28 protein-coding genes are annotated in these 26846 nt (G+C 70.1%); 13 read left to right on the top strand and 15 right to left on the bottom strand.

Translation table 11 applies throughout. The features are described from left to right. Positions 1 to 52 precede the first annotated feature (52 nt). Positions 53 to 1045, top strand: coding sequence for an LLM class flavin-dependent oxidoreductase (locus ACH34W_RS17095; RefSeq protein WP_395961870.1), 993 nt, complete (start codon positions 53 to 55; stop codon positions 1043 to 1045). 83 nt (positions 1046 to 1128) lie between these two features. Here ACH34W_RS17095 and ACH34W_RS17090 read toward each other — a convergent pair whose 3' ends face one another. The 4 genes from ACH34W_RS17090 to ACH34W_RS17075 form a co-directional block, all read right to left on the bottom strand. Beyond that, the gene (locus tag ACH34W_RS17090; protein ID WP_395961869.1) at positions 1129 to 1515 is read right to left on the bottom strand and encodes an SCO5389 family protein; all 387 of its coding nucleotides are present in this window, start codon (positions 1513 to 1515) and stop codon (positions 1129 to 1131) included. Positions 1516 to 1619: 104 nt separating this feature from the next. Then, positions 1620 to 2546 (bottom strand): homocysteine S-methyltransferase, encoded by a 927-nt coding sequence (mmuM, locus tag ACH34W_RS17085; protein WP_395961868.1) that lies wholly within the window; start codon positions 2544 to 2546, stop codon positions 1620 to 1622. An 18-nt stretch (positions 2547 to 2564) separates the two neighbouring features. Continuing rightward, a complete protein-coding gene (locus ACH34W_RS17080) occupies positions 2565 to 2747 on the bottom strand; it encodes a hypothetical protein (RefSeq protein WP_395961867.1) in 183 nt (60 codons plus the stop codon). 180 nt (positions 2748 to 2927) lie between these two features. Then, on the bottom strand, positions 2928 to 3443 hold the full coding sequence (locus ACH34W_RS17075; RefSeq protein ID WP_395961866.1) for a GNAT family N-acetyltransferase: 516 nt from the start codon (positions 3441 to 3443) through the stop codon (positions 2928 to 2930). 69 nt (positions 3444 to 3512) lie between these two features. Here ACH34W_RS17075 and nucS point away from each other — a divergent pair, with 69 nt between their 5' ends. From nucS to ACH34W_RS17050, 5 genes are all read left to right on the top strand, one after another. Then, positions 3513 to 4193, top strand: a complete 681-nt coding sequence (nucS, locus tag ACH34W_RS17070) for an endonuclease NucS (protein ID WP_395961865.1) — start codon at positions 3513 to 3515, stop codon at positions 4191 to 4193. 37 nt (positions 4194 to 4230) lie between these two features. Continuing rightward, a complete protein-coding gene (locus tag ACH34W_RS17065) occupies positions 4231 to 4629 on the top strand; it encodes a DUF3224 domain-containing protein (RefSeq protein WP_395961864.1) in 399 nt (132 codons plus the stop codon). Between the two features lie 26 nt (positions 4630 to 4655). Beyond that, positions 4656 to 5240 (top strand): TetR/AcrR family transcriptional regulator, encoded by a 585-nt coding sequence (locus ACH34W_RS17060; protein ID WP_395961863.1) that lies wholly within the window; start codon positions 4656 to 4658, stop codon positions 5238 to 5240. 92 nt (positions 5241 to 5332) lie between these two features. After that, positions 5333 to 6151, top strand: a complete 819-nt coding sequence (locus ACH34W_RS17055) for a site-2 protease family protein (protein ID WP_395961862.1) — start codon at positions 5333 to 5335, stop codon at positions 6149 to 6151. 45 nt (positions 6152 to 6196) lie between these two features. Further along, positions 6197 to 7411: a sensor histidine kinase gene (locus ACH34W_RS17050; RefSeq protein ID WP_395961861.1), complete on the top strand. Its 1215-nt coding sequence runs from the start codon at positions 6197 to 6199 to the stop codon at positions 7409 to 7411. A gap of 17 nt (positions 7412 to 7428) precedes the next feature. Here ACH34W_RS17050 and ACH34W_RS17045 read toward each other — a convergent pair whose 3' ends face one another. Beyond that, a complete protein-coding gene (locus tag ACH34W_RS17045) occupies positions 7429 to 8064 on the bottom strand; it encodes a TetR/AcrR family transcriptional regulator (RefSeq protein WP_395961860.1) in 636 nt (211 codons plus the stop codon). Between the two features lie 118 nt (positions 8065 to 8182). Between ACH34W_RS17045 and ACH34W_RS17040 the strand changes: the two genes are divergently transcribed. From ACH34W_RS17040 to ACH34W_RS17030, 3 genes are all read left to right on the top strand, one after another. Next, a complete protein-coding gene (locus tag ACH34W_RS17040) occupies positions 8183 to 9004 on the top strand; it encodes an NAD(P)H-binding protein (protein WP_395961859.1) in 822 nt (273 codons plus the stop codon). An 80-nt stretch (positions 9005 to 9084) separates the two neighbouring features. Then, positions 9085 to 10542, top strand: coding sequence for a carotenoid oxygenase family protein (locus ACH34W_RS17035; protein ID WP_395961858.1), 1458 nt, complete (start codon positions 9085 to 9087; stop codon positions 10540 to 10542). 105 nt (positions 10543 to 10647) lie between these two features. Then, positions 10648 to 12150 carry an aldehyde dehydrogenase family protein gene (locus ACH34W_RS17030; RefSeq protein ID WP_395961857.1) on the top strand — a complete coding sequence of 501 codons (1503 nt, stop codon included), beginning with the start codon at positions 10648 to 10650 and terminating at the stop codon, positions 12148 to 12150. Positions 12151 to 12190: 40 nt separating this feature from the next. Here the strand turns inward: ACH34W_RS17030 and ACH34W_RS17025 are convergent, their stop codons facing one another. Beyond that, the gene (locus tag ACH34W_RS17025; RefSeq protein ID WP_395961856.1) at positions 12191 to 13765 is read right to left on the bottom strand and encodes a GMC family oxidoreductase; all 1575 of its coding nucleotides are present in this window, start codon (positions 13763 to 13765) and stop codon (positions 12191 to 12193) included. Positions 13766 to 13855: 90 nt separating this feature from the next. On the opposite strand from ACH34W_RS17025, the gene ACH34W_RS17020 reads away from it, so the two are divergent. Continuing rightward, the gene (locus ACH34W_RS17020) at positions 13856 to 14476 is read left to right on the top strand and encodes a cob(I)yrinic acid a,c-diamide adenosyltransferase (RefSeq protein WP_395961855.1); all 621 of its coding nucleotides are present in this window, start codon (positions 13856 to 13858) and stop codon (positions 14474 to 14476) included. A 124-nt stretch (positions 14477 to 14600) separates the two neighbouring features. Continuing rightward, a complete protein-coding gene (locus ACH34W_RS17015) occupies positions 14601 to 15422 on the top strand; it encodes a DUF4097 family beta strand repeat-containing protein (protein WP_395962232.1) in 822 nt (273 codons plus the stop codon). A gap of 37 nt (positions 15423 to 15459) precedes the next feature. On the opposite strand, the gene ACH34W_RS17010 is transcribed toward ACH34W_RS17015, so the two are convergent. Further along, positions 15460 to 16134, bottom strand: a complete 675-nt coding sequence (locus tag ACH34W_RS17010; protein ID WP_395961854.1) for a response regulator — start codon at positions 16132 to 16134, stop codon at positions 15460 to 15462. After that, on the bottom strand, positions 16119 to 17474 hold the full coding sequence (locus tag ACH34W_RS17005; RefSeq protein WP_395961853.1) for a sensor domain-containing protein: 1356 nt from the start codon (positions 17472 to 17474) through the stop codon (positions 16119 to 16121). Before ACH34W_RS17005 ends, ACH34W_RS17010 begins: the two co-directional genes overlap by 16 nt. A gap of 134 nt (positions 17475 to 17608) precedes the next feature. Between ACH34W_RS17005 and ACH34W_RS17000 the strand changes: the two genes are divergently transcribed. Further along, complete coding sequence (locus ACH34W_RS17000; RefSeq protein WP_395961852.1) at positions 17609 to 18361, top strand: ABC transporter ATP-binding protein; 753 nt, start codon at positions 17609 to 17611, stop codon at positions 18359 to 18361. A gap of 4 nt (positions 18362 to 18365) precedes the next feature. Next, a complete protein-coding gene (locus ACH34W_RS16995; RefSeq protein WP_395961851.1) occupies positions 18366 to 20297 on the top strand; it encodes an FtsX-like permease family protein in 1932 nt (643 codons plus the stop codon). 71 nt (positions 20298 to 20368) lie between these two features. Here the strand turns inward: ACH34W_RS16995 and ACH34W_RS16990 are convergent, their stop codons facing one another. The 7 genes from ACH34W_RS16990 to ACH34W_RS16960 form a co-directional block, all read right to left on the bottom strand. Continuing rightward, the gene (locus tag ACH34W_RS16990) at positions 20369 to 20833 is read right to left on the bottom strand and encodes a DUF2550 domain-containing protein (RefSeq protein WP_395961850.1); all 465 of its coding nucleotides are present in this window, start codon (positions 20831 to 20833) and stop codon (positions 20369 to 20371) included. Positions 20834 to 20850: 17 nt separating this feature from the next. Beyond that, positions 20851 to 21237, bottom strand: coding sequence for a F0F1 ATP synthase subunit epsilon (locus ACH34W_RS16985; protein WP_395961849.1), 387 nt, complete (start codon positions 21235 to 21237; stop codon positions 20851 to 20853). A 79-nt stretch (positions 21238 to 21316) separates the two neighbouring features. Continuing rightward, positions 21317 to 22747: a F0F1 ATP synthase subunit beta gene (gene atpD / locus ACH34W_RS16980; RefSeq protein ID WP_395961848.1), complete on the bottom strand. Its 1431-nt coding sequence runs from the start codon at positions 22745 to 22747 to the stop codon at positions 21317 to 21319. A gap of 2 nt (positions 22748 to 22749) precedes the next feature. Next, positions 22750 to 23646, bottom strand: a complete 897-nt coding sequence (locus tag ACH34W_RS16975) for a F0F1 ATP synthase subunit gamma (RefSeq protein WP_395961847.1) — start codon at positions 23644 to 23646, stop codon at positions 22750 to 22752. A gap of 6 nt (positions 23647 to 23652) precedes the next feature. After that, positions 23653 to 25293: a F0F1 ATP synthase subunit alpha gene (atpA, locus tag ACH34W_RS16970; RefSeq protein WP_395961846.1), complete on the bottom strand. Its 1641-nt coding sequence runs from the start codon at positions 25291 to 25293 to the stop codon at positions 23653 to 23655. Between the two features lie 152 nt (positions 25294 to 25445). Continuing rightward, on the bottom strand, positions 25446 to 26264 hold the full coding sequence (locus tag ACH34W_RS16965) for a F0F1 ATP synthase subunit delta (RefSeq protein ID WP_395961845.1): 819 nt from the start codon (positions 26262 to 26264) through the stop codon (positions 25446 to 25448). Then, entirely contained in the window at positions 26261 to 26827 is a 567-nt protein-coding gene (locus ACH34W_RS16960) for a F0F1 ATP synthase subunit B (RefSeq protein ID WP_395961844.1), read from the bottom strand. Before ACH34W_RS16960 ends, ACH34W_RS16965 begins: the two co-directional genes overlap by 4 nt. Positions 26828 to 26846 lie beyond the last annotated feature (19 nt).

The raw sequence follows: 26846 nt of genomic DNA, 5'->3' as shown, positions 1-26846 counted from the left end.
CGCCTTGCTTCGCGGCGGCGCGCGGGGCCCCGAGCACGGGTACGACGTCCATGTGCGCTTCGGAATCTTCCTCCTCGCGACCCGCTACCCCGGCCAGTCCGACGCCGACGCCCTGTCCCGGACCGTCGAGGCCGCCCTCGCCGCAGAACGGGCCGGTTTCGACGACGTGTGGATCGCCGAACACCACTTCATGCCGTACGGCGTCTGCCCGTCGGCACCGACCCTCGCCGGCGTCCTCCTCGGCCGTACAAGCCGGATCCACGTCGGCACGGCCGTCAGCGTCCTCTCCAGCCAGCACCCCGTGGCGCTCGCCGAACAGGCCGCTCTCCTGAGCCTGGTCTCCGGTGGCCGCTTCTATCTGGGGGTTGGACGCGGCGGCCCGTGGCGCGAACTGGAGGTCTTCGGCACAGGCCTGCCCCGCTACGAGAACGGCTTCGCGGAGTCACTGGATCTCTTGCTCGCCTGGCTGCGCTCCGACCGGCTCGGCTGGTCAGGTGAGCAGTTCCAGTTCCGCGAGGTGCCGGTCGTCCCGCGTACGGCCGTCCCTCCTCCGGTCTCGGTGGCCTGTACGTCGCCCCCGACCGAGGCGCTGGCCGCCGCACGCGACCTTCCCATGCTGCTGGGGATGCATGTGGGCAACGCCGACAAGGCGAAGGCGGTGGATCGTTATGGCAAGCCCGCGCCGCACATCTCCACTCACCTTGCCCAGGTCGCCGACTCGCGAGCCGAAGCCGTCGAGACGCTCCTGCGCGAGATGCCCCGCTGGCTCGGCCCGGGCCTGGACGCTTACGTCGCGGTGGACGACCGTCCGCGTCCCCGGCCAGATCCCGCTGCGTACGCACGCCGGTTGTGCGACCTGCAACACCCGATCGGCTCCCCGGACGACTGCGTGGAGGCGATCCTTGCCACGGCCGAGCAGACGGGCATTGAGCACATGATCCTTCACGTCGAGGCGGCCGGCTCCCGCACGGCCACCCTCGACAACATCGCCCGCCTGGGGAGCGAGGTCCTTCCCAAAGTGCGCGCCGCGACCTCCAGGCGGTGACGAGGAACGAGGCGAGGCGAGGCGACGAACGAGACGAGTAACGAGCGGCCGGAGGGCGACACGCGCCCTCCGGCGCAGCACCTTCAGCAGTCGCGGAGCTCTGGCGACTGGTTGAGGATCTGTTCGCGCGGGGTGACGAACCGGCGGTAGGCCTCGGAGTCGCCTGTCGGGAAGACCGCGACGCGATGGCAGTTCTGGAATGCCAGCTTCATCCCGAAGTAACGCTCCAGGGTCCCGCGCATGGAGTCGCTCGCCAGTACCCTCAGCAGCTGGCCGCGCGCCTGTTCGTCCGGCGGGGGCGTGTGGTTGTCGGCGAAGTCGCCGCCGTCCACCTGCAGCCGGGCCACCAGGCCGCTGATCATCTCCCAGGCGTACGGGAGTGAGGTACGGATGCAGTCGACGAAGGCCGCGTCGTCGATCTCGCCCCGCTGCGCCGTGTCGAGGAGCTCCGGAGTCACGTCAAGGGACATTGCGTGTTCCTTTCACCAGCCGTGACGAACACATACCACTTGTGACGCTAGGTCCGGTTCTCCGAGAATTCCAGGCTTGACAACCCGCCCTCTGTACCTGGCCCTCAGCTCTCAGCTGGGATCAGGTCGGTGAGGGCGGCGATGTCGGCGGGCCGCACACGGCAGCAGCCGCCCACCAGACCGGCCCCGGCTGACAGCCATGCATGGAGCCGGTCGGGCGCGAAGGTGGAATCGGAGGTGCCGGTCCAGGACCGGGCCACCGGATCCCAGCCCTCACCGCTGTTGGGGTAGACGATCACCGGCTTGCCGGTGATGTCGTGGGCGAGCCGTATCGCGTCGGTGAGGTCGGTGGGGGCGCTGCAGTTGATGCCCACCGCGATGATCGCGTCGATGCCCTTGGGCACGGAGAACGCCTCGTCGAGGGGCTGGCCCGCCCGGGTGCGGTCACCCTCGATCGTGTACGACAACCAGGCGGGCTTGCCCAGTCCGTCGATCGCCGCCATGAGGGCCGTGGCCTCGTCGATGTCGGGCACGGTCTCCAGCGCGAGGACGTCCGCGCCCGCCTCGGCCAGCACCTCCAGGCGCGGCCGGTGGAAGCGGGTCAGCTCGGCCACCGACCGCCCGTAGCGCCCGCGATACTCCGACCCGTCGGCCAGCATCGCACCGTACGGGCCGACCGAGGCGGCGATCCACAGCGGGCGCCCGTCCCCTTCGGCGTGTAGGCGCTCACGTGCGGTCGCGGCCAGCGTGACGCTGCGGCGCAGCAACTCGGCGGTCTGCTCGGCGGTATGCCCATGAGCGGCGAACCCCTCGAAGGTGGCCTGGTAGCTGGCCGTGGTCGCCACCTGGGCTCCCGCCCGGAAAAACGCGAGATGGGCATCGACGATCGCTTCGGGGGCGTCCTCGAGGAGGCGAGCGGACCACAGCTGGTCGGACAGGTCGTGCCCCTGGGCCTCCAGCTGGGTCGCAAGCCCTCCGTCGAGCACGACGGTCCCGTGGTCGACGGCTGCCTCCAGCGATGTCCCGCTCACCTGGGAGATCCTAGCTGGTCAGCGGCCCTCGGCCGCCAGGCGGATCTCGCGCGAACGGCCGGAGGGCGCGCGCAGCGTCCGGTCCTCCCAGAACTTGCGGGCCCGGCGAACGATGGTGGCGTCACGGTCGGCTTTGGCCTGGGCCCGGAGGTCCCGAGCGCGCTCCTGCATCACCGAGTCCATGATGTCGTGGTGGAACATGACCCCTCCTTGTGGTGCGGGCCGTTCTTCCTGGCCCGACATCCTCAAGGTTCGGCCTAAGGCCCCCATCCTCACATTGGGACGTCGCCTTACTTCCGGCGCTCTGCCGCCTTAGATCGACGTCGCCCCCAGGCGGACTTGTCTTAGGCAGGCGGACTCGTCTTAGAGCGGCGGACTCGTCTAAAGAGGCGGACTCGTCTCAGGGAGGTCACCGGCTCTGAGCGAGCGGGCCATGAGGATGTCGTCCACGTACTGGCCGTCGAGATGGAACTCCTCGCGGAGCACACCTTCGATCTTGAAGCCGGCCCGCTCGTAGAGCTGCTGGGCCGCGGAGTTCCAGCCGAGGACGCGGAGCGTGATGCGCCGGGCGCCCTGGCGCGCGGCCTCGGCGCACGCCGCCTCGATCAGCGCCCGGCCGACGCCCGCGCCGCGTTCGGCGGTGTCGACGGCGAGGCCCTGGATCTGGCGCACATGATCGCCGCAGGGCTCGGGGACCGGCTGCACAAGCCGGACGTAACCGACCACGCGGCCACCGCGTTCGGCGACCAGGTGCTGCCCCGGCGGATGCGCGACATCGAAGAACGGCTTGCCGGGCGGGGGTTCCGGCAGCACGGCGTGGAGCGGCGACCAGGTGCGGCGGTCGAGGTCGGCCAGCACCGACTCGTCCTCCCGGCGCGCGGTGCGGATCTCGGTCACGCCGATCATTGTTGCGGAGTCCGGCGGGTGGGGTACGCGTTGCCGGCGGGCTCACTAAGGTGGTGCACCGTGCGTCTCGTAATCGCCCGCTGCAGTGTGGACTATGCCGGAAAGCTGACCGCCCATCTCCCGATGGCGCTCAGGCTGATCCTGATCAAGGCCGACGGAAGCGTGAGCATCCACGCCGACGACCGCGCCTTCAAACCCCTCAACTGGATGAACCCCCCGTGCTCGCTGCGTGAGGAGCCGCACGAGGAGAACGGCGCGATCGCGCGCTGGACCGTCACGCACACCAAGTCGGGCGAACGGCTGATCCTCACCATCGAGGAGATCCAGCACGACTCCAGCCACGAGCTGGGGCTCGACCCGGGCCTGCAGAAGGACGGTGTGGAGGCACACCTCCAGGAACTGCTCGCCGAGCACATCACCACGCTCGGCGACGGCTGGACGTTGATCCGGCGGGAGTACCCGACCGCGATCGGCCCGGTCGACATCCTCTGCCGGGACGCAGGCAGCGCCACGGTCGCGGTCGAGATCAAACGGCGCGGCGAGATCGACGGCGTCGAGCAGCTCACCCGCTACCTGGAGCTGCTCAACCGCGACCCGCATCTGGCGCCGGTCCGGGGCATCTTCGCAGCGCAGGAGATCAAACCCCAGGCCCGGGTGCTGGCGACCGACCGCGGCATCGACTGCGTGACGCTCGACTATGACGCGCTGCGCGGAATCGAGCACGAGGGCACACTTTTCTGAGCCCATCGTCCAGCGCTCGTCCGGCAAAATGGCGTCCATGAGCCTTCACGCCGGTGGCACGTTCGATATCGACGGCTGGGACGCGGAGAAGCCGTACCAAGAGGAGAACGGCACCAAGCTGTCCCGCGTCCAGGTCGGCAAGACCTTCCACGGCGACATGGTGGGCACCAGCACGGCCGAGCTCCTGACCGTGGAGACACAGGCCGGCCCCGCCGCGTACGTGGGACTGGAGACCGTCCGGGCGATCCTGCACGGCCGGGAGGGCACCTTCGTCCTCCAGCAAAGCGCGGGCGGCGGCGCGGAGGGCCAATGGCTGCGCTGGGAGATCGTGGCGACGTCGGGCACCGGCGAGCTCACCGGCATCCAGGGCCAGGGCACCATCGAGGTCATGCCGGACGGCGGCCACTCCTGGACTCTGGACTACACGCTGGACTGATCGGGGCCTCCGGATAATCTTCAGGCATGCCCCCGGCGACCACTGACTCCACGCGTGAGCGGATCATCGACGCTGCCGAGGAGTGCTTCGGCAGGTTCGGTGTGGCCAAGACCACGGTCGAGGACATCGCCGCCGCAGCCGGACTGTCGCGGGCGACCGTCTACCGGAGCATCACCGGTGGCCGCGACGAGCTCATCCTCGCCGTGGTGCTGCGAGATCTCGGCCGGTTCCTGGACGCGCTGAGCGAACGGCTACGGCACGAGAAGTCGGTGCCCGACGCGATCGTCGAGGGCACCATGGACGCGGTCGCGTTCGTCCGCGGGCAACCGACGGTGGCGCAGTTCCTGGTACCGGAGGCCGCAGGGCACATGCAGGCGGTGGTGGCGGCCGCGGCAGAGCACGTGCTCAACCTGTGCTGCGACTACGTACGGCCTTACTTCGACCTGGCCCAGCGCGAACGGCGCCTGCGGCCGGACATCGAGGTGGAGGGCACGGTGGAGTTCCTCTTCCGTATCATCACGTCACTGATCGTCATGGATCGCGACCGGCCGGGCGAGAGCACGCGCCACTTCCTCCGGACGTACGTGGTGCCCGTGATCGTTGGGGCTTGACACGGGCCACACCCGTTTGACGGTAGCGTCAAGATCGAGCAAATGACGTGGTGGGCATGAGCGCCGGCACGCGGGAACGAGAGGGACCAAGTATGGGATCGGTACACCAGATGCGGGGGCGCTCCGCGGTCTCACCGAGCCCGGTGTTCCTCGCGATCGTTGGGGCGACGATCCTGTTCGGCCTCATGACATGGCGGTACGGCAACGTCATGGACCGCCCGGCACGGTTGTCGGTGTTCGGCTTCGTCATCGCCGCGTGGATCCTGACCCTGTGCGTGCATGAGTTCGGCCACGCCTACCTGGCTTACCGGTCGGGCGACCACAGCGTGGCCACGCGCGGCTACCTGACGCTCAACCCGACCAAGTACGCCGACGTCACGCTGAGCTTTCTCATCCCGGTGCTGTTCATCCTGCTCGGCGGCATCGGCTTGCCGGGCGGCGCGGTCTGGATCGACCGGCACGTGATCCCGGGCAGGATCAGGCACAGCCTGATCTCGGCCGCCGGGCCGCTGTCCAACGTGCTGTTCGCGATCATGCTGGCGGTCGTCTTCAAGAACTTCGCCGACAAGGGCCATGGGGTGTTCTGGTCGGCGCTGGCCTTCCTTGCGTTCCTCCAGGTCACCGCCGCCATCCTCAACCTGCTGCCGATCCCCGGCCTGGACGGGTTCGGGATCATCGAGCCCTACCTGCCGCGGCGCTGGGTGGACCAGGCCAACGCCTATGGCGGCTACGTCTTCCTGGCCCTGATCGCACTGCTCTGGATCGGGCCGATCAACGAGGCGTTCTTCGACGTGATCTACAACGTGACCGACGCGCTCGGGCTGGGTGAATTCCCGTTCCGGGTGTCGCTGGAGTTCGACCAGATCCCGATCCAGCTGGGGCATTACCTCTTCCAGTTCTGGCGCGGCTGATCGAGATGTGGCCAGGCGCCCCGGCGGCCGGGACATACTGACCGGGTGACTCCCTCTCAGCAGCACACCCGGCATGTCTGGGAGCGGCTGCAGGCCGTCTGGGACATCTACACCGTCGTCGTGCTGGTCGCGACGATCGTGCTGGTGGCGTTCGGGATCCCAGAAGGCACCGGACGCTGGTGGTCGGCCGGGCTGCTGGCCGCGATCCTCCCGCTCTACTTCCTGGTCGCGCGGGAGCCCATCCAGGCCGACAACGTGGGAACGGCCCGGGGATACGCCTACATCACCGCGATGCTGGGCCTCTACGGCACCGCCGCGTTCCTGGTGAACGGGGCATGGTTCGCGGCGTTCGCCCTGGTGCCGCACTGCTTCCAGCTGTTGCCGCTGCGGCGGGCCGTGGTCGCCGTGGTCGCCGTCAATCTGCTCCCTCTCGCCACGGTCCTGATGGACCGGCAGGAGTCTGCCGAGATGGTGCCGGGGCTCATCGCCACGGGCGTCCTCACGACCACGTTCGCGCTGTTCATCGGCTTCTGGATCGAACGGATCCTGGTGCAGAGCCGGGAACGCGCCGATCTGATCGATCGGCTGGAGGCCAGTCAGGCCGAGGTCGCACGGCTGTCGCACGCCGCCGGGGTCGTCGCCGAACGCGACCGGCTCGCCGCCGAGATCCACGACACCCTCGCCCAGGGCTTCCTCGCGATCCTGATGTTGCTGCAGGCCTCGGAGCGGCGGCTCGATCCGGACGACCCGATGCGGGAGACCATCTTCAAGCCCGCGATCCGGACGGCGCGCGAGAACCTCGCCGAGGCCCGGGCGCTGATCGCGGCGCGGCCTCCGGTGGCGCTCGACGCCGCCCCGGTGTCGGAGGCGCTGCGCCACCTGACGCGGACGTTCGGCGAGCAGACCGGAGCCACCGCGTCCTACGAGATCGACGGGACGCCGCGCACGCTCGCGCCCGACCTCGACGTCGTGCTGCTGCGTGCCGCGCAGGAGGCGCTGACGAACGTGCGCAAGCACGCAGCCGCGACCTCGGTCACCGTGCGGCTCGTCTACGAGGACGCGCTGGTGCGGCTGACGGTGACCGACGACGGCACCGGGTTCTCCCCCGGCACGGCCGCTGGGCCCGACGCGGAGACGGGCGAGCACTTCGGACTGGTCGGCCTGCGCCGCCGGGCGGCACGCCACAACGGCACGGTCACCGTCACCAACGGCGGTGCCTCAGGCGGCGGCACGACGGTCACCGTGGAGTTGCCCGGCTAGGGCGCCGCTAGGGCGAGTCACGCTCCAGGGCTTTCCGGCTTGAGGTCGGCTGCCAGGCGGCGGATGATGCGACAGAGCTGCTCCTCGTACCGTTCCTTGAACTCGGGTGAGTCGGGATCCAGGCCGTAGATCCGACGAACGGTGAGCCCCATCACGGCCGGCGCGGAAACCGCCGCGTGCAGGACCAGCATGACGGTGGCCGGATCGAGCTCCTCGGCCAGCTCGCCTGACTTCTGACGGCGTTCCAGGTCGGAGAGGTCCTCTCGGCCCGGGTCGGCGATGTCGTCGGGATCCTCGGTCAGGCTCCGCCAGGCCTGGAGCCGTGAGCTGCGCGGATCGTCCAGCGTCGGCCGGAGGTAGCGCATCACCAGCTCCTCCAGCGGCAGCCCGGCCTTGTTGAACTCGGCCTCCTCCTCCAGCCACTGCCGGCCCAGCTCGTCGTAGAGCCCCTCTTTGCCGCCGAAGTAGTAGTTGATCAACTGCTTGTTGACGCCGGCCCGATCGGCGATGTCCTGCACCCGGGCCCCCGCGTAGCCCTTGGCGGCGAACTCGTCCAGCGCCGCGTCGAGCAGCAGCCGCCGGGAGCGCTCGGCGTCCACCTTGCGCTCCCCTGGTGCGGGCGCGCGTCGCGGGCGCCTCGCCGTCTCCTTCATGGCGTCTCCTTCATGACGTCATGGTAGCCGGACGGGTGAAGTATTCATCCAACCGACTGTTTGACAATCTCATCCAATTGGTTGAAGCTTGGCTCCGTCCAACCTTGAGGAGAAACAGATGATCTTGATTACCGGTGCCACCGGGAACGTCGGCCGGCACCTCGTCGCCGAGTTGCTCACTGCGGGCCAGAAGGTCCGCGCGCTCAGCCGCGACCCCGCCACCGCCCAGCTGCCGAGCGGCGCCGAGGTCGCCCGCGCCGACGAGGCCCCCATGGACGACGTCGAGGCGGTCTTCTTCAACCCGGCGACGTCCTGGAGTGGTCCCGGCGAATTGCTCGCCAAGGCCAAGGCGAACGGCGTCCGCCGCGTCGTGATGTTGTCGTCGATGTCCTGCCTGGGCGAGGACGACCCGGCCAACCTGATCGGCCAGCACCACCTGGAGGGTGAACGCGAAATCGAGGCGTCCGGCCTGGAATGGACGTTCCTCCGGCCCGGCGCGTTCGCCGCCAACACGCTCGACTGGGCCGGGCAGATCCGCGAGGACGGAGTGGTGCGCGGCCCGTACGCCCGCGCGCACACGACGCCGATGCACGAACGGGACATCGCCGAAGCGGCGGCCCAGGCCTTCCTCACCGATGACCTCGTCGGCGCCAAGCCGGTGCTCAGCGGCCCCGAGTCGCTCACCCATGCCGACCAGGCCCGGATCATCGGCGAGGCCATCGGCAAGCCTGTGCGTTACGAGGAGCTCGCCCCCGAGGCCGCCCGCGAGGCGATGCTCGGCAAGGGCATCCCCGCGCCCTTCGCGGACGCGATGCTGGGAATGTTCGCGAACTTCGTGGACACCCCGGCGGAGGTGTATCCGGAGTTCGAGCAGATCACCGGTCACAAGGCCCGCACGTTCGCCGAGTGGGCGACCGACCACGCCCCCGCCTTCAGCTGATCGGGCTTCCAGCTTTGACATGTCGCTTCAGCCCTACTTACGTTCGACATGTCGAGGCTGGAAGATCGGGGAGCGCCGGCGTGAGCGAGCAGACCGAGCAACAGGCCAAGCAGCAGACAGAACAACAGGCCAAGCGACAGACCGAGCAGCAGACCGCCGCCAGGCCCGCCTGGCTGGCCGGACACCTGACACCTGTGCCCGACGAGATCGACGCCATCGGCCTGGAGGTCACCGGCACGCTGCCAGACGAGCTCACCGGCCGCTACTTCCGGAACGGGCCCAACCCGCTGCCCGGCCAGGACTCCAGCCACTGGTTCACCGGTCACGGCATGGTCCACGGCGTGCGGCTGCGGGACGGCCGCGCCGAGTGGTACCGCAACCGCTGGGTCCGCACCCGCCCGTTCACCGACGGCACCCCGTTCATCGCCGACGACCTGACCATCGACCGGACGGCCGTGCTGGCCAACACGCACGTCATCCCGCACGCCGGCAAGATCCTCGCGCTGGTCGAGGTCGGGTTCCCGTACGAGCTGACGCCGGAGCTGGAGACGGTGGGGCCGTGCGACTTCGACGGGCGGCTGACCAGCGCGATGACCGCGCATCCCAAGCAGGATCCGGTCACCGGCGAGCTGTTGTTCTTCGGGTACGGCTTCATGCCGCCGTACCTGACCTACCACCGGCTGTCGGCGGACGGGCGCCTGGTCGAGAGCCGGGAGATCGAGGTGCCCGGCCCGACGATGATGCACGACTTCGCCATCACCGAACACCACGTGGTCTGGCTCGACCTGCCGGTGGTGTTCGACCTGGAGCTGGTGACCGGCGGCATGCCCTATCGCTGGGACGACACGTATGGCGCCCGGATCGGTGTGATGCCCCGCGACACGCACACCGGATCGCAGGCGGGCGCGGTCCGCTGGTTCGACGTGGACCCCTGCTACGTCTTCCACGTCGGCAACGCGCACGAGGACGCCCAGGGCCGGGTGGTGCTCGACGCCGCCCGGTACCGGCCGGAGGAGTTCACCGCGTTCTGGCCGACCATCGGAGGTCCCGGGCAGGAGACCGCTGCCGCGGCGGGACCTGCGCAGGCCACAGCGGGACCTGCGCAGGCTGCGGCGTCCACCGGCAATGCCCGGGTGCACCGCTGGACGCTCGACCCGGCGTCCGGCAAGGTCGCCGAGGAGACGCTGGACGATCGCGGCGTGGAGTTCCCGACGCACGACGACTCGCGTACGGGGCGTCCGCACCGCTTCCTCTACACGGCGGCCGACGACGCGATCGTGAAGTACGACCTGCGCACCGGGTCGTCGGAGGCGCTCGAGCTCGGACCGGACCTGACGCCCGGCGAGGCCGTCTTCGTCCCCGCCCAGGGCGCGCGAGCCGAGGACGAGGGCTGGCTGCTGTCGATCGTCTCCGACCTCGCCGGGACCCGCTCCGAGCTGCTCGTCCTCGACGCGTCCGATCTCTCCCGGACCGCCTCGGTGCGGCTGCCCCGCCGCGTTCCGGCGGGCTTTCACGGCAGCTGGATCCCGGACGTCTGAGACACCATCGCCACCTGCGGGCATAAGGTGCTTTACTAGCCGGTATCCGCTGCAAGTGGATACTTACTGCGCTTGCCGAGTCGGCCCGTTCCCGGGAGGTTCCTCATGTCCGTCGCCACGGAGAGCAGCACGAGCTTCGAGTCGCTGAACCCGGCGACCGGCGAGGTCGTCGCCGAACATCCCGTCCACGACGAGAAGGCGGTCGCCGAGATCGTCGCGCAGGCCCGCGACGCGGCCGAATGGTGGCAGGCCCTCGGCTGGAAGGAACGGCGGCTCCGGCTGCTCAACGTCAAGGGCTCCCTCACCCGCAACCTCAACCGCATGGCCGAGCTCATCCACCAGGAGACCGGCAAGCCGGTGCAGGACGCCCAGCTCGAAACGATCATGGCCATCACGCATCTGGACTGGGCCGCCCGCAACGCGCAGAAGGTGCTCGGCCCGCGCAACGTCTTCCCCGGCATGATCGCGATCAACCAGAAGTGCGTGCTGGAGTACCAGCCGCTCGGGGTGGTCGGCGTCATCGGCCCGTGGAACTACCCGATCTTCACGCCGATGGGCTCGATCGCGTACGCGCTCGCGGCCGGCAACGCGGTGGTCTTCAAGCCGTCGGAGTTCACCCCCGGCGTCGGCGTCCTGCTGGCCGAGCTCTTCGCGGCCGTGGTGCCCGAGCGCCCGGTGTTCCAGACCATCACCGGGCTCGGCCAGACCGGCGGCGCACTCGCCGCCCACCCGGGCGTCGACAAGATCGCGTTCACCGGTTCGGCCCGTACCGCCAAGAAGGTCATGGCCGCCTGCGCGCAGAACCTCACTCCCCTCGTCGCCGAGTGCGGCGGCAAGGACGCCTGCATCGTGGACGCGGACGCCGACCTCGACGCCGCCGCCGACGCCGCGCTGTGGGGCGCGATGTCCAATGCCGGGCAGACCTGCATCGGCGTCGAGCGCATCTACGTCGTCGACTCCGCCTACGACGCGTTCCTCGGCAAGCTCACCGAGAAGGCCAAGGACCTGCGGCCCGGCTTCGACCGCGAGGCCGCGTACGGGCCGATCACGATGCCCGGCCAGTTGGACATCATCGAACGGCACATCAAGGACGCCCTCGACAAGGGCGGCAGGGCCGTCGTCGGAGGCGCCGCGTCGGTCCGCAAGCCCTATGTCGAGCCCGTCGTGCTCACCGACGTCCCCGATGACTCCGCCGCGGTGTGCGAGGAGACCTTCGGCCCCACGATCACCGTGCACAGGGTCAAGGACCTCGAAGAGGCGCTGGAGAAGGCCAACGGGACCAGCTACGGCCTGGCCGGCACGATCTTCTCCGGCAACAAGGCCCGCGCGATGGACGTCGCCCGCCGGATGCGTTCGGGCATGACCTCCATCAACGCCTTCGCCGCGTTCGCCCAGGTCGCCGCGCTGCCCTTCGGCGGCGTCGGCGAGTCGGGCTTCGGCCGCATCCACGGCGCCGACGGCCTCCGTGAGTTCGCCCGGGCCAAGGCCATCACCCGCCAGCGCTTCGCCATCCCGGGCAACCTCGCCTCGTTCTCGCGTACCGAGAAGGAGATGGCGCGGATCCTCCAGATGGTCACCATGCTCCACGGCAAGCACTACAAGCGCTGAGTGGAGCCGCCGGTCCGGGTGAGGAGGGCCAGCCGCCGGTTCAGCTGAGGGCGACGCGGCCCCTGATCAGGTCGGCGGCGCGTTCTGCGATGGCGATGGTGGGGGCGTTGGTGTTCCCGCGCGGAACGGCCGGCATGACCGAGGCGTCGACGACGCGCAGTCCCTCGACGCCGCGTACCCGGAGCTCGGGGTCGCACACGGCGCCGCCACCGCCCATCGCGCACGTGCTGGTCGGGTGGAAGAGGGTGGCGCACTCCTTGCGGACGAACTCCTGGAGCGAGGCGTCGTCGTCGACCTGCTCGCCCGGCGACCACTCGCCCCCGACCAGCCCGGCCAGCGGGCCGGTCGCGGCGATCTCCCGGGCCTGGCGGACGCCCGCGACCATGGTGTCCAGATCCGCCTTGTCGGCGAGATAGGCCGGATCGATCAGGGGCTTGGCGTACGGGCTGGCCGAACGGAGCGTCAGCGTGCCGCGGCTCGCGACCGCGAGGGTGGTGACGAAGACCGAGAGAGCCCGCTTGGACGACTCGACCAGGCCCTGCTTGACGAACGGGGTCGGCAGCACGTGGTACTGCAGGTCGGGGGCGGGCAGACCCTCGACGGTGCGGACGAAGCCGCCCGCCTCGGCGATGTTCGAGGCGTACGGGCCGCGGCCCAGCGCCTGGTAGAGCGCGAAGTTGCGGGCGTTCGCGAGCTCCCACAGCGCCTTGTGCCGGGGCGTCGCGAACATGACGTTCACGAACGCGTGGTCCTGCAGGCCCTGGCCGACCGGCGCGTCGACAAGCACGTCGATGCCGTGCTCACGCAGGTGGTCGGCCGGGCCCACGCCGGACACCATGAGCAGCTGCGGGCTGTTGATCGCCCCGCCGGAGAGCACGACCTCGCCCTCGGCGCGCGCCTCGACCGTCTCGCCGCGGACCTCGTAGGCGACGCCGGTGGCGCGGCCGTTCTCGATCAGTACACGGGTCACGAGGGCGTCGGTCACCACGCTCAGATTGGGCCGGGACAGCGCCGGGCGAAGGTAGCCGTCAGCAGTCGACCAGCGCTTCCCGCGCTTGTGGGTGACCTGGTAGAAGCCGACGCCGTCCTGCTCGGCGCCGTTGAAGTCGTTGTTGGCGGCCAGGCCGTACGCCTTGGCCGACCGCACCCAGGCCTGGCTGAGCGGGTGCTTGTAGCGAAGGTCCTCGACCCGGAGCGGGCCGCCGACGCCGTGGAGGTCGGACTCGCCGCGCTGCTGGTCCTCGGCACGCCGGAAGTACGGCAGCAGCTGGTCGAAGCCCCAGCCGTCGCAGCCGTACGAGTCGCGCCAGGTGTCGTAGTCGTACCGGTGCCCGCGGATGTAGATCATCGCGTTGGTGGACGAGCTGCCGCCCAGCGTGCGGCCCCGCGGCCAGTAGACCCTGCGGTCCGCGGCGTGCTCCTGCGGGACGGTGTCGTAGTTCCAGTCGTACGGGCCCCTGATCAACGAACCGACCGCGGCCGGGATGTGGATCTCGGGGGCGTCATCAGGCGGCCCGGCCTCCAGCAGCAACACCTTGGTGCCGGGATCCTCGCTCAGCCGAGCGGCGAGCACGCATCCCGCGCTGCCCGCCCCCACGATGATGTGGTCGTACACGGCCGCCTCCGAACTGTCATGCCCACCCGAGAAAGTAAGCGAAACCCTACCGAACATCATTTTGTGCATGTCCGTCGTAGGCTGGCCCTCATGGCGAAGAACAGGGAGACCCCGGTCGTGCTCTCCCGCATCTACACCCGCACCGGAGACGACGGCACAACCGCTCTCGGCGACGCGTCACGTACCAGCAAGACCGATCCGCGGCTGGCCGCCTACGCCGACGTGGAGGAGGCCAACGCCGCCATCGGCACCGCGCTCGCCCTCGGTTCCCTGCCCGAGCCGCTCGTCGCACTCCTGACCCGGATCCAGAATGATCTCTTCGATGTCGGCGCTGACCTGTGCGCCCCGGTCGTCGCGGAGCCCGCGTACCCACCACTGCGCGTGGACGCCTCGTACGTCGACTTCCTCGAAGCCGCCTGCGACGAGCACAACGCGGAGCTGGAGCCGCTGCGCAGCTTCATCCTTCCCGGCGGCACGCCCGGGGCCGCCCTGCTCCACGTCGCCCGCACCGTGTCACGGCGGGCCGAACGTTGCGCCTGGGCGGCGATCGAGGCCCACGGCGCGGCGACTGAGGAGGCGCACGTCGAGGGCGGCGTCAACCCGCTCACCGCGCGTTACCTCAACCGGCTCTCGGACCTGCTGTTCATCCTCTGCCGAGTCGCCAACGCAAAGCACGGCGACGTCCTGTGGAAGCCCGGCGGCGAACGCTGAGCCCAGGGTGGGGCTAACCCCACCATGAAGACTCCCGGCTGCCTCCTGGCCGGTCCCGGCTCCACAAGCGAAGCTTTGGGCAGTACGGGGAGTCCGAAGAGCGGTGGGAGACGACGTGAAGACCATGACGGGTACGGCGCTGGCAGCCGGCGCGGTGGTGTCGGCCGCCGCACTGAGCGGCTGCAGCCTCGATGTCGACGGCGCCAAGCACCATGAGGAACGGTCGTACACGGTCACCGGCGCAGTCACCACGATCGATCTGAAGTCCGACAACGGCAGTGTGGAGGTCGTCGGCTCCGACTCACCGGGCGTGAAGGTGGTGGAGCGGCTGACCTGGTCGAGCGAGCGCCGCAAGCCCAAGCCGGAGCACGTCACCGAGGGCAACACGCTCAAGCTGCGGTCCCGGTGCGACGGCAACGTGATCGGCTTCAGCAGCTGCGGCCTCTCGTACCGCATCCAGGTCCCGCGCGGCATGGCGCTCAACCTCCACAACGACGACGGCGCCGTCAACGTCGCCGGGCTCCGGGGCACGGTCCGCGTGACCACCGACACCGGCAGGATCACCGTCGACGACGTCAAGACCACCTCGCTGTTCGCCAAGACGAGCGACGGGATGATCAAGGTGTCCGGGCAGGCCACCACCGCCGAACTCACCACCGACACCGGGGCGATCGGCTCCGCCGGGCTGCAGGCGGACCGGCTCGTGGCGCGCACGCAGGACGGGGCCATCCGGATCCGGCTCACCACCCCGCCGGCCACGGTCGACGCCCGCACCGACACGGGCGCCGTGGAGCTGTCGGTCCCGAGCACGCAGCCGTACGCGATCAGCCTCTCCACCGACACCGGCGGCCGCCACATCGACCCGACCCTGCGCAATGAGTCCCACGCCCAGCGCAAGATCAAGGCCTCGACCCAGGACGGCACGATCCGCATCCGCCCCGCCTGACCCAGATCTCCCGGCCCCAGGTCTAGCGGACCCAGGTCTAGCGGGTGGTGGACTCGGCGCGCAAAAAGGCCAGGACGGCGAGCACCCGACGGTGCGTGTCGTCCGTCTGCGGCAGGTCTAGCTTGGCCAGGATGCTGCCCACGTGCTTGCCCACGGTCGCGTCGGACACCACGAGCTCCTGGGCGATCGCGGTGTTGGAACGGCCCTCGGCCATGAGCGCGAGCACCTCGTGCTCGCGCGGCGAGAGGGCCGACAGGGGGTCTCCGCGGCGGCGCAGCAGCTGGCGTACGACCTGCGGGTCCACCACCGTGCCGCCGTCCAGCACCGCCCGCAGCGCGCGGATGAAGTCCTCGATGTCGACCACCCGGTCCTTGAGCAGGTAACCCACGCGCCGTCCGTCACCCGAGTCGAGCAGGTCGGCGGCGTAGCTGAGCTCCACGTACTGGCTCAGCGCGACCACCGCCAGCTCCGGGTCGGTCCGGCGCAGCTCCACCGCGGCACGCAGTCCCTCGTCGGTGAAGCCGGGCGGCATCCGGATGTCGGTGACCACCAGGTCGGGGGCGTGCTCGGCGACGGCGGCCGTGAGCGCCTCCGCGTCGCCCACGGCGGCGATCACCTCGAACCCGAACCGCGCGAGCAGCCCGGCGAGTCCCTCGCGCAGCAGGACGCCGTCCTCAGCCAGTACGACCCGGGCGGTCAGATCAGAGTGCACGGAAGCTCCACGCGTAGCAACGTCGGTCCCCCCAGTGGGCTCGACACCAGCATTCTGCCGTCGATCACGGCGACCCGGTCGGCGAGGCCGGTCAGCCCGGTGCCCCCGGCCGGGTCGGCACCGCCCTTCCCGTCGTCCTGGATCTCGACGGTGAGCAGGCCGTCCCGCCAGCGCGCCCCCACACCGATACGCGTCGCCTCGCTGTGCTTGGCGGCGTTGGCGAGGGCTTCAGCGACCACGAAGTACGCCGTCGCCTCCACGTGCGCCGGCAACCGCCCGGGCAATTCGCCCTCGACCGCCACGGGAAGGGCCGACTGGTCGGCGAGTTCTCCCAGGGCCGCGGGCAGGCCGCGGTCCGTCAACACCCGAGGGTGAATGCCGTGGATGAGCTCCCGCAGCTCCACCATGAGCTGTTTCGCCTGCCTGTGCGCCGAGTCGAGGTTCTCCGCGGCCGCGGAGCCGGGCGGCAGGTCCAGTCGAGCCAGCCCGATCTGCAGGGTGAGGCCCAGCAGGCTCTGCTGCGCGCCGTCGTGGAGATCGCGCTCGATGCGGCGGCGTTCGGCCTCGAAGGCGTCGACGAGCCTGGCCCGGGACCGTGACACCTCGACGAGCTCGGTACGCAGCCGTTCGCTGGAGCCGCCCTGGAGGAGCACACGGGCGACCGACGCGCAGGCGCCCGCCAGCAACGCGAGACCGTATGGCAACACGGCGACCGCCACGGCCGCGCCGGCCGCGTACGGGACGGTCTCCGCGACCGTGGCGGCCTTGCCCGCGCCCAGCGCCAGCGGGCGGTCGCTCCCGAGCACCAGCAGCGGGCTCAGCAGGAACATGGCGAGGACCAGCAGCGCCAGCGCCAGAACGGAGGCCAGCACGGGCGCCACGGTGGCCAGCAGGAGGGCGTGACCGAGCTCGCGCCAGGTGGCGGGCTCGGTATAACGGGTCCGGAGCCAGGCCCACGCCCCGGGCGCTGGAGGCCTGTGGTGTCCCGAACGGATCGGCCGTACGTCCACCAGGCGGAGGCGCCGCCGTTCCCAGGACGCCACAGGCATCGCGACCAGCGGTCCCGCGCCGGCGAGCAGTACGGTCCCCAGCGCGATCAAGATCGTGATGCGGGCCGGGCCGCCCCCGGAGGCCGCGATGACCAAGGGCAGGCCGAGCAGGAGGAGCGGCGCGGCCACCAGGGCCATCGGCCCGCCGGTGAGGAGGTAGGCCGCCGACCGCCACGGCCAGGACCCCAGCGGGAACCGCCGCCGCCGGGCCGCCTCCAACGCGGTCCGCGGAGCCCGCGCGGGCGTGGGGGCGGGATCGGTCCCAGGATCGGTCCCGGTGGTGATCGGCACAGGCGTACGTTACCTACCAGCGCGGATGTGCCGGAATGGGCCCCAGACATGATCCTCGGGTAGGGCCAGGCATACCCGAAGTCGGGTGACCACCGTGATGCCGGGGCGGCCCCCGACGGAGTGGGATGCGAGGTATGGCGATCGCGACTCCTCCTCATCCCCTCCGGCATTCGGCAGAGCTGCACGGCGTGACCAAGGAGTTCGGCTCGGGCACCTCCCGCGTCCGGGCGCTGGACGACGTCAGTGTGACGTTCCCCGGCGGTTCGTGGACAGCCGTGATGGGGCCGTCCGGCTCCGGAAAGTCCACCCTGCTGCACTGCGCGGCCGGTCTCGACCGGGTGAGCTCCGGACGGGTCCTGCTCGCCGGAAAGGACATCACCGCCGCATCCGACGGCGTCCTGACCGCACTGCGGCGGCGCACGATGGGCTTCGTCTTCCAGAACTTCAACCTCATCGGTTCCCTCACCGCCGAGCAGAACGTCGCCCTCCCGCTGAAGCTGGCAGGGAGCAGGGCATCGCGGCAGGACGTGCACGCCGTCCTCACCGAGGTGGGGCTGGCGGACCGGGTGCGGCACCGGCCACGCGAGCTGTCCGGCGGCCAGCAACAGCGCGTGGCGCTCGCCCGGGCCATGGCCACCCGGCCCGCCGTGCTCTTCGCCGACGAGCCGACCGGAGCGCTGGACTCGAGCTCGGCCCGGACGGTGCTCGGGCTGCTGCGCCGCATGGTGGACGAGGCCGGCCAGTGCATCGTCATGGTCACCCATGATCCGGGCGCCGCCGCCAAAGCGGATGCCGTGCTGTTCCTGTCCGACGGCCGGATCGTCGACAGGATCGTCCGGCCGTCCGCGCTGGAGGTCGCCGACCGTCTCGCCCGGCTGGAGGGCTGAGCCGATGGTGCGGCTGTCGCTGAGCACGTTCCGCGAACGCTGGCCGCTGTTCGCCGGCGCCATCCTGACCGTGACGCTGGGCGTGGCCCTCGTCCAGTCCTCGATCCTGGTGCTGCTGTCCACCGGTGAGCCGGAGATCCCGCCCGGGGTGTCGGGCAAGGAGGCCGAGCAGATCCGGGAGGGGTACGTGGGCGCCGCGACCCTGCTGGGCATGGCCGTGCCGCTCGCCGTGTTCCTCGCGGTCTTCATCGTGGGCTCCACGTTCGCCTTCACGGTGGCGCAGCGGCGCCGGGAACTGGCGTTGCTGCGGGTGGTCGGCGGGAGCAGGTCGCAACTGGTCCGGCTGCTGCTGTCGGAGGCGGTGCTGCTCGGCCTGACCGGCAGCCTGCTCGGCATCGTTCTGGGGCTGCCCGCGACGTGGGTCCAGTCGTGGTCACTGGTGAAGATCGGTCTGCTGCCCGGCGGTTTCGCCGCACGATGGTCGTTCGGGATCGTGCCGGTGTCGCTGAGCGTGGGGATCGGGGTCGCCGTCCTCGGCGTGCTGACCGCCTCCTGGAACGCGGCGCGGCTCCGGCCCCTGGACGCCGTCCGGCACGGGCCGGGGGCCGGTCGGGTGATGACCGCGGGCCGCTGGCTCGTCGGACTGGGCGCGCTGGCTCTCACGATCCTGCTGGTGGCGGCGGGCCAGTCCGCGGATCTGCTCGGCGCACTGCTCATCGCGATGGCCGTCTCGGTGCTCGGCTCGGTGGCGCTGAGCCGGTTGAGCCCGCTGGCCGTGCCGCTCGTCGGGCGCCTGTTCGGTGCCGCCCTGCGGATCACCCCGCTGGGCGAGCTCGCCCAGGCCAACCTGCGGGACGGGGTACGGCGCAACGCCTCGACCGCCGCGCCCCTCATCGTGCTCGTCGCGCTGCTCATCGGGCTCAGCGGCGCGCTCGGCTCGCTGGCCCGCGCCACCGGAGCCGACCTGCGGCGGATCACGGACGCGGACCTGGTCGTCGGCTCGACCGGCACCGACGCCGCCCGGCTCGCGCGGATCCAGGGTGTGGCCGTCGCCTCCCCGCAGGTGCCGGTGGAGATCTCGGTGACGTCCCGGCACCGCGTGGGACACCGGACGTACCGGCGGACGCACCATTCGGGGATCTCAGCGATCGATCCCGCGGCCTACCAGCGCACGCACCGCCTCGTACCGCGGTCGGGGTCGCTGGGCGGACTGCGCGGTTACACGGTCGCGGTCGGGCCTCGGCTGGCGGCTCAGGGCGTACGCGGCGACAGCGTGACCGCCCGGATCGGCGGGCGGACGCTGCGGCTGCGGATCGTCGCCCGGCTCCCGGAGACCCTGGAGAACGGGGGCGACACCTTCCTGGTGCCCCTCGATCTGATCCCCGCCGAGCTCACCGCGAACGCACCGGCCGAAACCCTGGTCAAAGTCGCGGAGGGGGAATCGTCCCAGGATGTCGGCGAACGGATTCGGGCCGCCGGGATCGGCAGCGTCCGGACGGTCGCGGAGTGGGCCGATGACAGGGTCGCGGTCCAGCAACGCGGGATGATGGGGATCATGGCGGTCCTGATGGGCCTGTCCGGCCTCTACGCGGCGGTGGCCGTCATCAACGCGGTGGTGATCGCCGGTGCCGAGCGGCGGACCGAGTTCGCGGTCGCCCGCGTGACCGGGCTGAGCCGGACTCAGGTCGTCCGGATGGCGCTGATCGAGTCGGCGGCCGTCACGTTCATCGGGCTGTTCCTGGGCGCCGTGGTGGCCGCGGGCGCGCTGGCGGGATTCCGGCCGGGGCCTGGCGGGGTGCAGGTCCTGGCGGTCCCGTGGGGCCTGCTCGGGCTGCTGGCCGTCGCGTCGTTCGTGGTGACCGGGGCGGCGAGCGTCCTTTCCTCATGGTCGGCCACCAGGCCGTCACCGGTCGCGCTCGTCGCCGCCCGTGAATGACGCACCGCCCGTGAATGACTCGTCGCCCGTGAATGACTCGCCACCGCCCGCGAATGCCGCGGGCGCGCGAATTATGGTTCGTGTTGTGGGAGGTCGACCGGGAAGCCGGGTGGCGCGGCTTCGAGCCACGCGAGAAATCCGGTCAGCGCGGAACTGCTCATCGCCAGTTCCGCGGTCAGGTCGCCGTCCCGTACCTCGATGACGGTCACGTCCGGGAGCAGGCCGGCGGCCTCCTCCCCCTCGGGCACGCGGCGCCCGGCTATGACAAGGCCCCGGCGGTGAATCACCTGCCGGGGCCTGCGCCGGAAACCGAAGACGCGGTGCCAGTTGAGCACATCGCCCTTGTAGCGGCCGATGCCCAGCCGCCAGGCGCTCGTGGTGCCGTCCTGCGCGAGCACGCGCAGGCTGCACTCCACCGCGCCGCCGCCGCGTACGAACAACCATCGCCGTACCGACATCGCGACGAACAGGAGTGCGACCAGGAGAACGACGGCGGCGAGCACCCCGCCCACGTCCAGTGCCAGGTGCCCGCCCAAGTCCCCCGCCGTTCCGGCTAAGCCTCTAGGCCCGCCGCGCGCAGCCGCGCACGGGCCCGCCGTTCCGCCGTCGAGCCTTCTCCACCGCTTGCCCGGGCGGCCTCCAAGTCCTGACTGGCGGCCGTGGCATCGATCTCACTGCCCCGCTCGGCGTGCTCGGCCAGGATCGATACCTCGTCACCGGCAACGGAGAAGAAGCCGCTGCCGACCACTGCTCTGATCCACTCGCCGCCGTCGGCGGGCTCGATCTTCACCACGCTGCCGTCGAGCAGGATGCCCAGCACCGGGGCGTGACCCGGCATGATGCCGAGCTGGCCCTCGATGGTCTGGGCGACCACCATCTTGGCCTCGTCGGACCAGATCTCACGCTCCGGTGAGACCAGGCTGACCTTCAGGGTTGCCACGTATCAATCCTCCGAATACTGGAGCGGGTCCGGCGGGCCGGGCCTGATGCGAGTTCAGGGCCCGGCCCGCCGGAGCGGACTACTTCTCCAGCTCCTTGGCCTTCTTCTCGACATCCTCGATGCCGCCGCACATGAAGAACGCCTGCTCCGGGATGTGGTCGTACTTGCCCTCGGCGATCGCCTTGAAGGAGGCGACGGTCTCGTCCTTGGGCACGGTCACACCGGGCTGGCCGGTGAACTGCTCGGCCACGTACATCGGGTGCGACAGGAAACGCTCGATGCGCCGCGCCCGGTTGACGGTGACCTTGTCCTCTTCGGAGAGCTCGTCGATACCGAGGATCGCGATGATGTCCTGCAGCTCCTTGTACTTCTGCAGGATCCGGATCACTTCCTGGGCGACCGCGTAGTGCTCGGCACCCAGGATCTGCGGGTCCATGATCCGCGAGGTGGAGTCGAGCGGGTCCACCGCCGGGAAGATGCCCTTCTCGGAGATGGCACGCGAGAGCACCGTGGTCGCGTCGAGGTGCGCGAACGTGGTGTGCGGCGCCGGGTCGGTGATGTCGTCCGCGGGCACGTAGATCGCCTGCATCGAGGTGATCGAGTGACCCTTGGTCGAGGTGATCCGCTCCTGCAGCACACCCATCTCGTCGGCCAGGGTGGGCTGGTAGCCCACCGCCGACGGCATGCGGCCCAGCAGGGTGGAGACCTCGGAACCGGCCTGGGTGAAACGGAAGATGTTGTCGATGAACAACATCACGTCCTGGCCCTGGACGTCCCGGAAGTACTCCGCCATGGTCAGCGCCGACAGCGCGACCCGCAGACGGGTGCCCGGGGGCTCGTCCATCTGGCCGAAGACCAGCGCGGTGTCCTTGAGGACGTCCGCCTCGTCCATCTCCACCCAGAGGTCGTTGCCCTCACGGGTGCGCTCGCCGACGCCGGCGAAGCAGGAGGTGCCACCGAAGTTGCGGGCGACGCGCCGGATCATCTCCTGGATGAGGACGGTCTTGCCCACACCCGCGCCGCCGAACAGACCGATCTTGCCGCCCTTGACGTACGGGGACAGCAGGTCGATGACCTTGATGCCGGTCTCCAGCATCTCGGTCCGCGACTCCAGCTGGTCGAACGCCGGGGCCTTGCGGTGGATGCCCCAGCGCTCGGTGACCTCGAGCGAGGCCGTCGGAACGTCCAGGGTCTCGCCGAGGGCGTTCCACACGTGGCCCTTGGTCACATCGCCGACCGGCACCGCGATCGGGCCGCCGGTGTCGAGGACCGGAGCACCGCGCACCAGACCGTCGGTCGGCTGCATCGAGATGGCGCGGATCATGTTGTCGCCGAGGTCCTGAGCGACCTCGAACGTCAGGGTCTTGGTGTCCTCGCCGAGCGTGACCTCGGCCTTGAGCGCGTTGTAGATGCCCGGAATGGCGTCGGCGGGGAACTCCACGTCGACGACCGGGCCGATGATCCGGACGACGCGCCCGGTGGCGGTCGCCGTTTCTACCTGTGCAGTCATTCTTACTCCCCGCCAGAATCGGCGAGCGCGTCAGCGCCACCGACGATCTCGCTGATTTCCTGGGTGATCGCCGCCTGCCGCGCCTGGTTCATCTGGCGCGTGTAGACCCCGATCAGTTCATTGGCATTGTCGGTCGCCGACTTCATCGCCCGGCGGCGCGAAGCGTGCTCGGACGCGGCCGACTGGAGCAGCATGTGGTAAATGCGGCTCTCGACGTAGCCCGGCAGCAACCGGTCGAGCACGGTCTCGGCGGTCGGCTCGAACTCGTACGCCGGGGGGACCTGTTCTCTGGCGGTCTCCTCGATGTCGAGCGGCAGCAGCCGCCGGACCTGCACCGCCTGGGTCAGCATCGAGACGAACTCGGTGTAGACCACGTGGATCTCACCGACGCCGCCCTCGGCGTCGGTCTTGAGGAAGTCGGCCGCCAGCCGCTGCCCGATCCGCTCCGCGTCGGCGAAGGCCGGCCGGTCGCTGAAGCCCGTCCACTCGGCCTCGATGCCGCGGTCGCGGAACCGGTACCAGGTCAGGGCCTTGTTGCCGACCAGGTACGGCAGCGGCTCCTTGCCCTGCTCCCGCAGTGCCTTGATCAGCGACTCCGCCTCGCGGATGACGTTGGCGTTGTAGCCGCCGCAGAACCCGCGGTCGCTCGTGACGATGAGCACGGCGGACCGCTTGTCCTCCGGCTGCTCCTTGAGCAGCGGGTGATCGATGCTGACATGGTGGCTGACCAGGGCGGTGATCGCCTGCGTGATCTGGTCGGCGTACGGCTTGGAGGCCGCCACCGCGTTCTGGGCCTTGACGATGCGCGAGGTCGCGATCATCTCCTGGGCCCGGGTGATCTTCGCAGTCGACTTCACCGACCTGATCTGCTGCCGGAGTTGGCGAAGTTGTGCAGCCATCGCCGATCAGACCTTCTTGGTGACGCGGGTGATCTTTTCCTGCTCGACGTCCTCTTCGTCGATCGGCTCGATCGACTCGTCCTCGCCGAGGAAGTCGCCCCCGCTGGTCTCAAAGCCCTTCTTGAACTCCGTCATGGCGTCCTTGAGGGCGGTCAGGCCGTCGTCGTCGAGCTGGCCCGTCTCGCGGATCGAGGTGAGCAGGCCGCTCTCGTTGCGCTCGATGTAGTCGAGGAAGTCGGTCTCGAAGCGGCGGACGTCCTCGACCGGCACGTCGTCGAGCTGACCGGTGGTACCGGCCCACACCGAGACGACCTGCTTCTCCACCGGGAACGGGGAGAACTGCGGCTGCTTGAGCAGCTCGACCAGGCGGGCACCACGGTCCAGCTGGGCGCGGGAGGCCGCGTCCAGGTCGGACGCGAAGGCGGCGAACGCCTCCAGGTCGCGGTACTGCGACAGCGCCAGCCGCAGCGTGCCGGCGACCTTGCGCATCGCCTTGACCTGCGCGGAGCCACCGACTCGGGAGACGGAGATACCGACGTTGATCGCCGGGCGGACGCCCTGGTTGAACAGGTCGGTCTCCAGGAAGCACTGGCCGTCGGTGATGGAGATGACGTTGGTCGGGATGAACGCCGACACGTCGTTGCCCTTGGTCTCGATGATCGGCAGACCCGTCATCGAACCGGCGCCCAAGTCGTCCGACAGCTTCGCGCAACGCTCCAGGAGCCGCGAGTGCAGGTAGAAGACGTCACCCGGGTAGGCCTCACGGCCCGGCGGGCGGCGCAGCAGCAGCGACACGGCGCGGTAGGCGTCGGCCTGCTTCGACAGGTCGTCGAAGACGATCAGGACGTGCTTGCCCTGGTACATCCAGTGCTGGCCGATCGCCGACCCGGTGTAGGCAGCGATGTACTTGTAGCCCGCGGGCTCGGAGGCGGGCGCCGCCACGATCGTGGTGTACTCCAGCGCGCCGGCCTCTTCGAGGGTGCGGCGCACGTTGGCGATCGTGGAGCCCTTCTGGCCGATCGCGACGTAGATGCAGCGAACCTGCTTCTGCTCGTCGCCGGAGAGCCAGGCCTCCTTCTGGTTGATGATCGTGTCGATGCAGACCGTGGTCTTGCCGGTCTGCCGGTCACCAATGATCAGCTGCCGCTGGCCCCGGCCGATCGGCGTCATCGAGTCGATGGCCTTGATGCCGGTCTGCAGCGGCTCCTTGACCGACTGCCGCTGAACGACGGACGGAGCCTGCAGCTCCAGCGCGCGCCGTTCGGTCGATTCGATCGCGCCCTTGCCGTCGATCGGGTTGCCCAGCGCGTCCACGACACGGCCGAGGAAGGCGTCGCCGACCGGGGTCGACAGGACCTCGCCGGTGCGGCGGACCTTCTGGCCCTCCTCGATCGTGCTGAAGTCACCCAGGACAACAGCACCGATCTCACGGGCGTCCAGGTTCAGAGCCAGGCCACGGGTGCCGTCCTCGAATTCGAGGAGCTCGTTGGCCATCGCGGAGGGCAGGCCCTCCACGTGGGCGATACCGTCGCCGGAATCGACAACGGTGCCGACCTCTTCGCGCGCGGCGGCCTCAGGCTCGTACGACTGGACGAAGCGCTCCAGCGCGTTCCGGATCTCATCCGGACGGATCGTCAGCTCCGCCATGATTCCTCTCTTGCTCCCTTAGGGGTCAGCTCTGTTCTCATCTGGGGTGCGACCCCCAGTCCCCCGCAAGCGGCCTGACGAAGCTTGTCACTCCGCTGGCGCTCCGCTCCGGGCATCGTCAACTCATCTGGGGGCGACCCCCAGACCCCGCCTCAGCTCGCGAGCCGCCGCCGGACATCATCCAGCCGTCCGGCGACCGTGCCGTCAATGATCTCGTCCCCGATCTGGATCGACAGTCCGCCGATCGCCGTGGGGTCGATTTCGATGTTCAGGTGTACTTCGTGGCCGTACGCGGTCGCCAGGACCGCGGCGAGCCTCGTCCGCTGCGCCTCGGACAGCTCCACCGGCGTGCGCACGAGTGCCACCAGGCGCTCCCGGCGCTGCGCGACGAGCTTGCCGTATTCGGCAAGCCCGCCTTCCAGGCTACGTCCTCTCGGCCGTAGCACCAGCTCGGTGACCAGCGTCAGCGTGGACGGGGTGACCTTGCCCTCCAGGAGCGTGGTCACCACCCCTTCCTTGCGGTCCTCCGGCAGTCCGGGCCCGGAGAGCGCGCCGCGCAGCTGCGGCTCGGCCTCGACGACCCGGGAGAACCGGAACAGCTCGTCCTCCAGATCGTCCAGCCGCCCGTCGGCCTCGGCCCGGGCGGACTCGGCGTTGACCGCGAGGAACTCGATCCCGTCGGACAACTCCGACGGCTTCGACCACCGCAGCCGGACGACATCGGCGACCAGCCCGAGAGCGGCCGGCGAGACCTTGCCCTCCAGCAGCCCCTGGATGAACCGCGCCTTGTCGGCACCGTCCCGCGCCGGATCGGACACCGCCCGCCGCAGACCGTGCTCGCGGTCGATCAGGTTCAGCACCGCGAACAGGTCGCCGCCGAGGACGGACAGGTCGGCGGAAGGGATGACCGCCTCCAGCCGCTCCCTGGCCTCCGCCAGCGACGCCCTGCTCACCGCTCCCGTGATGGTCATGATGTGATCTGCTCCTGCGTACGAGCCCGGCCCTCAAGCTCCTCGAGGAACCGGTCGACCACGCGGCTCTGCCGGGCGGAGTCCTCCAGGGACTCGCCGACGACGCGGCCGGCCAGCTCGACCGACAGCGTGCCGACCTCGGCCCGGAGCTGCTGCAACGCCTGCTGCCGCTCGGCCTCGATCTGCGACTGCGCCGCCTCGACGATGCGCCGCGACTCGGCCTGCGCCTGCTCGCGCATCTCGGCGACGATCTGCGCCCCCTGCTCGCGAGCCTCCTCGCGCAACCGGGACGCCTCGTGCCGGGCCTCGGCCAGCTTGGCCTTGTAGTCGTCCAGCGTGGCCTGAGCCTCCGCCTGCGCCTCCTCGGCCCGCTTAAGCCCACCCTCGATCTGGTTGGAACGCTCGGCGAGCGTCTCCTGGATCTTGGGGACCAGGAACTTGCCGACCAGGATCAGGACGATGGCGAAGGCGATGGTGCCGACGACCAGCTCACCGGTCTCGGGGAGCAGCGGCTCGTACTTCGTCTCTTCCTGCGCCACCGTGGCGGCGAGGAGGTTGTACATGAGAGTTCCGCCTTCCTGT

Origin of the sequence: Actinomadura sp. 6N118 (assembly GCF_044326415.1) — a bacterium.
Lineage (GTDB): Bacteria > Actinomycetota > Actinomycetes > Streptosporangiales > Streptosporangiaceae > Spirillospora.
This window is presented reverse-complemented; position numbering and strand designations above follow the sequence as displayed.